General features: G+C 39.6%; 14 protein-coding genes. 1 reads left to right on the top strand and 13 read right to left on the bottom strand.

The window, feature by feature from the left end:
- Window positions 1–134: 134 nt before the first annotated feature.
- A complete protein-coding gene (locus CBX98_RS24020) occupies window positions 135–686 on the bottom strand; it encodes a hypothetical protein (protein WP_109170406.1) in 552 nt (183 codons plus the stop codon).
- Between the two features lie 226 nt (window positions 687–912).
- Between CBX98_RS24020 and CBX98_RS24030 the strand changes: the two genes are divergently transcribed.
- Window positions 913–1,239, top strand: a complete 327-nt coding sequence (locus CBX98_RS24030) for a hypothetical protein (RefSeq protein WP_109170408.1) — start codon at window positions 913–915, stop codon at window positions 1,237–1,239.
- A gap of 248 nt (window positions 1,240–1,487) precedes the next feature.
- On the opposite strand, the gene CBX98_RS24040 is transcribed toward CBX98_RS24030, so the two are convergent.
- From CBX98_RS24040 to CBX98_RS24130, 12 genes are all read right to left on the bottom strand, one after another.
- Entirely contained in the window at window positions 1,488–1,889 is a 402-nt protein-coding gene (locus tag CBX98_RS24040) for an HIT family protein (protein WP_172606021.1), read from the bottom strand.
- Window positions 1,890–2,028: 139 nt separating this feature from the next.
- Window positions 2,029–2,565 carry a hypothetical protein gene (locus CBX98_RS24050; RefSeq protein WP_045451742.1) on the bottom strand — a complete coding sequence of 179 codons (537 nt, stop codon included), beginning with the start codon at window positions 2,563–2,565 and terminating at the stop codon, window positions 2,029–2,031.
- A gap of 157 nt (window positions 2,566–2,722) precedes the next feature.
- Window positions 2,723–3,091, bottom strand: a complete 369-nt coding sequence (locus CBX98_RS24060; RefSeq protein WP_109170411.1) for a VOC family protein — start codon at window positions 3,089–3,091, stop codon at window positions 2,723–2,725.
- A gap of 144 nt (window positions 3,092–3,235) precedes the next feature.
- Window positions 3,236–3,637 (bottom strand): hypothetical protein, encoded by a 402-nt coding sequence (locus CBX98_RS24070; protein ID WP_109170412.1) that lies wholly within the window; start codon window positions 3,635–3,637, stop codon window positions 3,236–3,238.
- Between the two features lie 135 nt (window positions 3,638–3,772).
- Window positions 3,773–4,120 carry a hypothetical protein gene (locus tag CBX98_RS24075; protein WP_104974031.1) on the bottom strand — a complete coding sequence of 116 codons (348 nt, stop codon included), beginning with the start codon at window positions 4,118–4,120 and terminating at the stop codon, window positions 3,773–3,775.
- Between the two features lie 643 nt (window positions 4,121–4,763).
- Complete coding sequence (locus CBX98_RS24085) at window positions 4,764–5,066, bottom strand: hypothetical protein (protein WP_109170413.1); 303 nt, start codon at window positions 5,064–5,066, stop codon at window positions 4,764–4,766.
- Window positions 5,067–5,245: 179 nt separating this feature from the next.
- A complete protein-coding gene (locus tag CBX98_RS24090) occupies window positions 5,246–5,455 on the bottom strand; it encodes a DUF3955 domain-containing protein (RefSeq protein ID WP_109170429.1) in 210 nt (69 codons plus the stop codon).
- Between the two features lie 210 nt (window positions 5,456–5,665).
- The gene (locus CBX98_RS24095) at window positions 5,666–6,577 is read right to left on the bottom strand and encodes a hypothetical protein (protein WP_109170414.1); all 912 of its coding nucleotides are present in this window, start codon (window positions 6,575–6,577) and stop codon (window positions 5,666–5,668) included.
- A gap of 155 nt (window positions 6,578–6,732) precedes the next feature.
- Entirely contained in the window at window positions 6,733–7,074 is a 342-nt protein-coding gene (locus tag CBX98_RS24105) for a hypothetical protein (protein ID WP_146192906.1), read from the bottom strand.
- Window positions 7,075–7,217: 143 nt separating this feature from the next.
- Window positions 7,218–7,658 (bottom strand): hypothetical protein, encoded by a 441-nt coding sequence (locus tag CBX98_RS24115; protein WP_109170417.1) that lies wholly within the window; start codon window positions 7,656–7,658, stop codon window positions 7,218–7,220.
- A 251-nt stretch (window positions 7,659–7,909) separates the two neighbouring features.
- Entirely contained in the window at window positions 7,910–8,683 is a 774-nt protein-coding gene (locus CBX98_RS24125) for a hypothetical protein (protein ID WP_053812406.1), read from the bottom strand.
- 160 nt (window positions 8,684–8,843) lie between these two features.
- Window positions 8,844–9,419 carry a hypothetical protein gene (locus CBX98_RS24130; RefSeq protein WP_109170419.1) on the bottom strand — a complete coding sequence of 192 codons (576 nt, stop codon included), beginning with the start codon at window positions 9,417–9,419 and terminating at the stop codon, window positions 8,844–8,846.
- Window positions 9,420–10,207: the final 788 nt, after the last annotated feature.

Consider the following 10,207-nt stretch of genomic DNA (forward strand, 5'->3'; position numbering starts at 1 on the left):
CAATATAACGCCGCGTTAAGGGGTGCAGGCACGCAATACGTAAGCTTCTGCAAAGCACCATAATAACCAAACTCAACGCATATTAAAAATGCCACGCGTGCCAAATCCCTCTTAAACGCTTTGTTATGTAAATTTCAGCGACTCATCATGAAGCCTAAAATAATCAATACTGCCAATGACAATAGCTTAAAACATGCACCTATTTTACTCGACTCTGCTTTTTTACTGACAGCAACAGGTTCTCTCCCTTGGAGTGATGAAACTTCATTTTGTCCAGAAAACTTCATGCCACACTTTAGAAATTCTAAGATTCGGGTTAACTCATCGGAATTGCAATGTGCCAAGGTATCCAATTCCCCTTCATAAATAGTAATCCCAGCCTTCTTACAAAAGAGTCTTAACTTTAGTAATACAGCGCCACTATCTTCTATTTGTTCACTTCGCTTTCTTGGCTTGGCAACATAGAGCTGATCCTCTTCTCTCACTCCCGGTGTTACTTTAATTTCTTGATCGGTAACAGTAGCAATTATGTCTAACACTAGTTTTAGGTCATTAGTGGTCGCTTTATGTAATGAGTTGAGAAAATGGCCATTTTCACACTTTAACTCTTTTGAAATAGTCCGAATAAAATCATGCTTTCTTATTACTTTTATGGGCTTAACTATTTCCAGTGTACTTTTCACCATCAATATTCTCCATTTACATAACGCCGCATTAAGGTGTGAGCAACGCTACCATCCAACTTAACCCATTGCACCGTAAACACAAAAATCAACCTTTTCACCAAAAATGCCAAGCGTTGGGAATCACTCTTAAATGCTTTGTTAAGCTTGTTGCCATTGTGAAACTTGCGTTTACTAACAATTCTACTACTGTTTAAAAGCTCAACTAATAATAAGCAAGGAGTTGGTTATGAACTTTATCACACTAAAAAACATTATGATTTGGGACGGAGAGCTATCTCCTAGCATTGTTGACCAGATAACAATCGATCCTACTAAATATAGTGCTCTATCTGAAGATGAAAAATGGATAATTGTAGGTAAATGGAAGATTAAAGTAGACGTCGAGCCAAGTGGCTCAGGCTTCCTCTTAAGCGGCAGTACAGGCGTATCTCCTTTAAAAATGTCATCATCGGGTCAAATGTTTGTAGATGAATCTTTCTTTACAATATCCACATTATCTACCTCGATTCAACCTATGGGTAGTGCCCGTGGTTGCTTCGAAATCAATTGGTAGTTTTGCGGAGTTTTATTTCATACCTCGGTCAGAGAGTTAAGTTAGTCATCTAACTCTTCTGACCACCAAGTACCATCTTTGAATATGAATGCATTAACTTGAAGTGAAGCTTAACGCCTTGTTAAGGTGTGAGGCACGCAATACCTAAGCCACCGCATACCACCTTAACCACTAAAACCAACGCATGACAAAAATGCCACGCGTGCCGAATCACTCTTGAACAATTTGTTAGCATACTTTTTCAATGCTCATAGATCTTTAAGTGATTCTCTTAGTTTATCCATAGTTTGAATTCCAAGTTCACTACTAACCCAACCGTACTGGTCGCCATGAAACCTAGGGAAAATATGCAAATGGTAGTGATCGAGCTCGTTGAAATGAGGTGTCTCTCCATTGTTTTGCATAAAGCCGATACCATCGGGATTGAACTTAGCTTCTATACGTTTATATAAATCTCTTGCAACGTCGGTGATCTCAAAAAACACAGGCTCAGGCAGGTCAATGAAAGTACGGTATTGAGTCTTAGGACAAATTAAAATATGCCCAAAGTTGATTGGATCATGGTCTGCAAAAGCTATAACTTGGTCAGATTCGTACACGATGACCGAGTCAATTTCACGATTAACAATTTGTTCGACTATCGTAGCCATCTGAACTCCTATCAAAGTATGCTAACGCCCTGTTAAGGTGTGAGCAACGCAATACCAATGCCGCCGTATGCCACCTTAATCACTAAATTCAACGCATAGTAAAAATGCCACGCGTTGCGAATCACTCTTAAACAGTTTGTTATGTGTTTCTTTCCAATGAGTTTACATAGTAAAAATATGAGAAATCTTTACTTTTATAGGTGCGACCGTTTAAGTCTGACACACCTGCCTCGATGGGCACATCTGTTTTAGCAAAATCTGTCTGATTACAATACTGATCTAAGCTTTTAAAACCAAGCTCTTCAAGAACGGTGTCCGTAATAGTGCCAACATCACACGAAGTGCCGGGATTAAGAGGTGACGAAAGCTTTCCAATACCAAACCAGTCGATCCTATTTTGAGACTTAGAAACACGCTTACCTAAAGCAGAAAAGTAAAACGACTCCGGTTTTAATATTACTGGTTGCCCTCCGATGTTCGTAACTCGAATCTTTAGAGTTTCTTCTAATAACTCTTCATCAGGAGAAAATTCTTCCGAATAACTAGATAAGTCACCAATGACGATTTCGACAACACAATTGGCTCTGCGCTCATACCTTGTTAAACAAAACGTAAGAACACTAATAATAAAACCGAGTACGCCCGCAATCTTCGCGACTACATCCAAATCTATCATCGAAACCTCAATTTTTCGGAAACACATAACGCCCTGTTAAGGGGTGAGCAACGCAATACCTAAGCCGCCGCAAACCACCTTAATCACTAAAACCAACGCATAGTAAAAATGCCACGCGTTGCGAATCCCTCTTGAACAGTTTGTTAGGGCGTAGAGCCTATTGATACACGCTGACTTCTATTAAGTTGTTATCAAGATCCAAAAAATAGACCGATTGGATTGCACCAACAGCTCCTAATTTTTCGACTGGACCCTCTATGATTTTGACATTTTCTTTGACTAAATGGTTTACCACTGATGTCAACGGCCAATCTGAAATTAAGCAAACATCACCTGAACCAACATTAGCTACATTTCGCGGTTCTTGGCCAAGAAGCTGAAAGTTAATCTTTTGATTTCCGAACGTTACAGCCTTACGGCCATTGGCAAAAGTTACTTCTTCCATGCACAAAACCCGTTTATAAAAGTCCACTGATTTTTCTATGTCGGAGACTGTGAGAACAATATGATCTATGTGATGAATCATCGTTTTACTCCTTGCGCCCTAACGCCCTGTTAAGGGGTGAGCAACGCAGTACCGAAGCCGCTGCATACCACCTTAATCACTTAAACCAACGCATAGTGAAAATGCCTCGCGTTGCGAATCCCTCTTGAACAGTTTGTTATACGTTTACTCAAAGGCTGCGCAGTTAAAACCTTGTAGCATCAACCCTGTTTCGTTGTTTATTTTGCTGTTACTGACTTTGTTCTGTTTAACAAATGAAGAGTATTCTTGGTCGATGCGGTTTAAAGGCTTTCCAAACAATACACGCGTGTTACCACCTTGCATTGCAATAACTTTATGCCCCCAAACTGGGTCTGCCTCTAGCAACAGGTTATCTTTAATTTCTGTTACTTTGTATTCCACTGCTACGTTTCTATTTTTGTTTATTACATAAACACTATCACCAACTTTAACTTGGCTATATTCCTCCCAGCCATGTTGAGAGCTTTCTAAATCAAAGAATGCACCCACGCCATATATCTTTGCATGGCGTCGATCCGCAATGTTAGAAACTAAATATTTAGGCATATTTCCCTCCGAAACGTATAACGCCGCGTTAAGGGGTGCAGGCACGCAATACATAAGCTTCTGCAAGCACCTTAAACACAAAACTCAACGCAAACTAAAAATGCCACGCGTACCAAATCCCTCTTAAACGCTTTGTTATGCGCGTTCCCGACTATTGAACGCAGCTACAGTAGCGCGTAACTTAGTTAATTTTAGTTCTGTAAGTAACACTGTGACGAAAGACAATATCGAAACCGAGATAAGTGCAACGTTTATCAAATTACTACCACTATACTCATAAATACCTGCCAAGCCGCTAAATAATAAGAAACAAGCTACTATCGATAGAATCGAATCATTCGTTTTCACTTTGTATTCGTCGGCGGCTATATCCCTTATTATCGAAACTGGATTTGAAAGACCGTCAAGTCTAACTACAATTTTTCCATTACTGATTTTGACTCTTAAACCAGTACGTTGTAATGAACTCGCCAAATCATCCATGATGAATTATCTCCATTTCTACAAGCGCATAACGCCGCATTAAGGGGTGAACAACGCATTCCACCTAGACTAAACCATTGTGCCGTAAACACTAAAGCTGATTCAAACCAAAACTGCCAAGCGTTGTGAATCCCTCTTGAATGCCTTGTTAGTTGCCAAACCTAAAGCTTTGATTTGATGTTAATTGCCGCTTTGCCAACACTAGATTTAAGTGTTTTAAGAAACTCAAATCAGGCGTAGTTTCAAAGCGACTGTCACTGAAACCACTTGGAACTCAAAGCGCCGCAGAAAACGAACCAACAACACCAAAAAGCTCTTTTAGACAGACAATGTCACCGAGCTGACTTTCAACAAATAAATCGGTTTCTGAAACAGAAAATTCAACCACAAAAGAAACCTGAAAACGATTTTCATAAACCCGAACGATTCAAAATTGAAATACGGAACCCCACCAAAAACACACTGACTTTAACTCTAAACATTCTGTTTAAGCTGCGTTTTCCTCATTGGCAACTAACGCCGCGTTAAGGGGTGAACAACGCAAACCACCCAACCTAAACCATGGTGCCGTAAACACTAAAACCGATTCCAAACTAAAAATGCCAAGCGTTGAGAATCCCTCTTAAACGCCTTGTTATGTGATTTAGTTGAATACAACAATAAAACCTGAATTTGATGTATAAACCGCAGCTTCAGGGCCAGTAAAGTCATTATCAAGAAGAGATACTCTCAGAGATGCTTGACCTGAGAACACCAGTAACAAAGAATCTTCTGCCACTTTTAGATCCAAAACCTCACGGAAAACCAAAGACTTCATCCCATCGCATCCACTAAGTGTAATTGGGTTGTAAACCACTAGTCGGCCAGAGCTAAACTTTAACGATGATAAGCCAACACCCTCAACTCTACTCAGCTTGGAACCAATTAATTCCGTAATTCCGTACATTTAGCCTCCAATCACATAACGCCGCATTAAGGTGTGAGCAACGCTGCCACAAAACTTAACCTTACTACCGTAAACACACAACCCAACGATAGAATGAAAAATGCCAAGCGTTGGGAATCACTCTTAAATGCTTTGTTATAACGAAGCGTCTTCGTGTGCTTGTGGCTTAACTAGCCCTTTTACTGAACTTTTCTATGTCTAACGAAGGTAACAACCAAAGCCACCAACGCCAGTAGCTGAAAAAGCCAAAATAAAGGAATGAACCCAAATGGCTCAACTAAGAAACCATTCTCATCTACATATGAACCCATGGTGTTATAAGCAATTAAACACAAAATACCGCTGATACAGAAAAGAACGCTTATTTTATACTTACGGAGAAATTTCATCGGAGCCTCAATATTTGAATATCTAGCAATGTTAGACATTTTGTAAGAGTACATGGTTCACCCCAATAATCATGATTGGACAGACAAGTTATAACGCCGCATTAAGGTGTGAGCAACGCAACCACGAAACTTAACCAAACCACCGTAAACACAAAACCCAACGATGGAATGAAAAATGCCATGCGTTGGGAATCACTCTTAAATGCTTTGTTATGCGAATTCTATTTTGTAGCGTTCTAGATATTCACTGTGCGCCAACAAAACAAAAACCTTAATACCATAATCTCGAAACATACTTTCCCCCCACACCCTCAATCGTTCTAAAGGGTCATTTGTCTCGGGAAATGACTCTTGGTAATCAATTTCGAGCACTCTCGGCAAAGCTTCTAGTGAGACAAACTTATTTTCACGCACACAAGTCTTAATCTCATGTTCTAAGACATCTCCTAATCTTTGGGGAGATTCGGACATGATTTCAGGAGAGTGCCAACCAACATCTCCCCCTGTTCCAGAGAATGAATAGTAGTGTTCATGCGTTGTTACTCTTTCATGTGGAATTATAGATATATGCTCTTTCAAGAATGGTACAAACCCAACCGTAGAAACCCAATTCTTACGATATAGTCGATATTTTTTGTTATGGAATGGAAACTTTTGAAATCGGTTTACTGAGTCAAAGAGTGTATCATAATATTCTTTTTTATCTAGCAACAACGGTGCAACATAAAACGCTTGTGAATTTGGCTGATTGGCATACTCAAGAAGAACATTATGCTGCAAATCTAAAGCATTCTTTGCCTTTTTTCTTAGGGGAAAATACAGAGTAGGATCATCATTTAAATTATGCTTTTGACGAAACTCTCTAATATCTTCGAGTTTACTACGGTTTTTCCTAGTAGAAACTGAAACATCTGATGCAGAGTAAAGCCCCTCCGACTTTTTGAATTGCATTAGAAAAGCAAAGCCTTGGTTGTAAAAAGCCTTGTCTGAGCCTGTAAGTTGCTCATTTACATCGTGCAATCTAAATGGAGCATCTTTCGACATCCAACCAAAAAAAGTTGATACATCTGACTCAACTTGAGCCTCTGACAGATTCGATTTAATTTGATATTTAGAAACCATACTATTAACTTTCCATTTACTCCATTCGCATAACGCCCTGTTAAGGTGTGAGCAACGCAATACCGATGCTACCGCATACCACCTTAAACACTAAAACTAACGCATAGTAAAAATGCCACGCGTTGCGAATCACTCTTAAACAGTTTGTTAGCAATTTAACTAAACGAAGCCCCAAAACCATCAAAGGTACATTGAAACTCCCAACCTTTTGTAACCATAAAGTCTAACCATTGAGCAAGGATGTCTTTGGTTACCGTTGTCGGGTGAGAATATCCTTCAACAAACCATGAGCGGTTAATAAACCCTTCACTTCTGATCAGTGACTCATAGTTTTCGAGAGCATCGTTTAGTTGAATGGCTGATACTTTATTTGGACATAAGTAGCTAAATTCTAGAACTAACTCTGTTTCGTTGGTGACTCCGTTACTTATTAATGAATCCCAAGTCTCATTGAGCATGTTCAGCTGACTTTCTAAATTCGATTGATAACCACTCAACTCCAATTTCTCCCTGATTGCTAACGCCCTGTTAAGGTGTGAGCAACGCAATACCAAAGCTCCCGCATACCGCCTTAAACACTAAACGCAACGCATAGTAAAAATGCCACGCGTTGCGAATCACTCTTAAACAGTTTGTTAGGCTAAATTCCGCTCATTCTATCCTTGTAACGCGCATATACTTTAGAAAAACCAATCGCACTAAATGTAATTTCGAAGCCATCCTGACCATACACAACCAATTTTTTAAATTTAAATTGATTTATTACATATTCCTTGCCTGCTAGCGTAGCTGGGAAATCCATTCTTTCACCTTTGCCAACACACTGAGCATACGTTTTAACCAAAGTACCATTAATATTATAAGAAGGAGCATTGTGTACTTGCTCCTCGAAGGCTAGACAATCATCAGATGGGAACGTTAACCCAATGTTTATATCACCACTAACATTGTGAAACAGGTCTACTTTTATTTTGGGGCTTAGGTTTGATTCAACGCCACCGTTACCCCACACTTTAGAGTCTGCTAGTACACTCCCAGAGAAGAGCAACCCCAATGAAATAATCGTTGTTGTAAACTTCATACAATATTTCCATTAATTTTGTCTATTTTAAAGAACAAATACATTCACAATAAGAACAAGCTTTAGATTCACTTAAAACACGAACCTTAGCATGAATGTTGATGTATATTAATGATGAGTATCAACTTGTAGCCTAACGCCCAATTAAGGTGTGAAGCACGCAATATCGATGCTACCGCATACCGCCTTAATCACTAAAACTAACGCATAGCAAAAATGCCACGCGTGCTGAATCACTCTTAAATTGTTTGTTAGTTTTCAATTTCAGCCGACTTCATACCCTCCAGTTTTTTACGCAGACGCTCGTCACGACTTGCTTTGAAGTTATCCAACTTCAAGCGCTCAAAACCTTTAGGGTTCAGTTTACAGTGGTAATGATGGTGTTCTTTTAACCGCTTGTCTTCTTCAGAAGCTAACTCCACTTCAGTTTTTATCTTTCGCCCTGACAGTAGCAGCCACTTATCCGCGCACTTGTACCAAGCAAAGAGTAAAGCCAGCGCAGAAAACACTGGATGAGACCAACCTAGAAATGCAATTAATGCAGGGATGAATACGGCAGTGAATAACACAAACCATTTCATCGCTCGCATACCGATAATATTTTGATTAAGCTTGATGTCTGCTTCTTCTGATGTTTTGCTGGGTAACTCACTATAAATTACTTTCAATTCATCATTTGAAGGCATATAAGTTTCTAGCTCATTATCTAAGAATCCACCCCAGCGATATTCGTTTTCTGAAACACCACAAATATAAGGGCACTCAGCTATGTTTGAAATACGATGTGCCGTTTTGCATTCAAACTTAACCAATGCTTGTAATGGAACTGGATAGCGCTTGATCCAATATTCAAATTCAGACTCAGCAATTTGTTTACATTCTTCAAGGTTGTGTTCTCGAAGTAAACGGACGGATAGCAGTGCTGTTGAATCATCATTTTCTGCACTTACAAACTTAGGAGAGTAACTAACATAATAGCCATCCCTCTTGACTTCTACATTTTCAAATCTGACCCAAGGTTTCATAATTCTCCTGAAAACTAACGCCGCATTAAGGTGCGAGCAACGCTAAACACCTAACCTAAACCACTGCACCTTAAACACTAAAACCAAGTTTAAACTGAGATCGCCAAGCGTTGTGAGTCACTCTTAAATGCTTTGTTAGGCGTCTTGAACTCACTGAGAACTACCATACTTTCCACCATGGTTTACGTTCTAAATTAAACACATTACTGGCGAGTTTGTTTAGCTTTATAGCCTGACTTTCAGACAAATAGAACCAAATACTGGCTTGTCCATTATCCTTTGGATAGAAATCGAACCCCGGTTGGCGTAAATCGCTTAGTATAATTTCGATAGTTTTAGCATCTGCCCAATCATCGTCTATTTCAGGCTTCAGTAGCCTTTTAACACCATCAACTGAATATTGAAGCTCTGCATAATGTTCTTCTAGGTTTACACTATCTCGCAGCCCTTCTAAATTCTTAGTTCTGCCTGTAATTCGGTGGAACTGCTTTACGATTTCAGTATAGGAACCGTCGTCTTCAATCGCCTCTACATCGAAATTCCACGCTTGATCACAAACAAACCGTCCCCATGGTTCTTCTTCAATCTCTATTCCGTATACAAAAAGAATTAAATCAAAAGGATTCGATTCGTATTCTTCTCTCGAATATGAAAGGAGCAAATCGTTAATAGTCACACCTTTATTCAACGACAACCCTATGTCTGATAACTTCTCAATTTGTTCTTCGAGTTTCATTAGCAAATATTCCGTAGTTCATTTCATAGGCGCCTAACGCCCAATTAAGGTGTGAGGCACGCAATACCAATGCTTCCGCATACCACCTTAACCATTAAAACCAACGCATGGTAAAAATGCCACGCGTGCCGAATCACTCTTAAATTGTTTGTTAGTACGCTGTTCCAAAACCTTTTGGTTTGCACCAAGATACTGAAATATAGCACGAAACTGTTGGCTTAAAACGCTGAAGCCAAACGGACAATTACCAAACTAGAACTCAATCTCAAAACGTAAGCTGGCTAGAAGAAAAATACGCCAAATTACCCATTTTTTACCAATTTCAAATTAGCAAAGGATTCGGTCACCGAACTTTGACAACAAAACCAACGTATTGAATTTAAGATTAAAAAACTAACCACACAAAAGAAGCCGCGCCAGAGAAATAGCCAAAAAGTTAGAAACCGTAAACGGTGAAGCCAAAGCGAACACTCCGCATATAGTGCCACCGGAAAGAACGTGAAAGGCACGCCAGTTCAGGTGTAAAACTTGGAAAGGGAACCAATAAACACTGAAACTTTTTACCTTGATTCCAATCCCGTACTAACGCCCTGTTAAGGTGTGAGCAACGCAATACCGATGCTTCCGCATACCACCTTAAACACTAAACGCAACGCATAGCAAAAATGCCACGCGTTGCGAATCACTCTTAAACAGTTTGTTAGCATGTTGTTTCCGCTACAAACTCATTCACTTGAGAGCGCGTTGTGAAACGTACTTTAGAACCGTGAAAATCTCTGAACAATTGC

It is taken from the genome of Vibrio sp. T9 (genome assembly GCF_003123985.1).
GTDB lineage: Bacteria > Pseudomonadota > Gammaproteobacteria > Enterobacterales > Vibrionaceae > Vibrio > Vibrio diabolicus.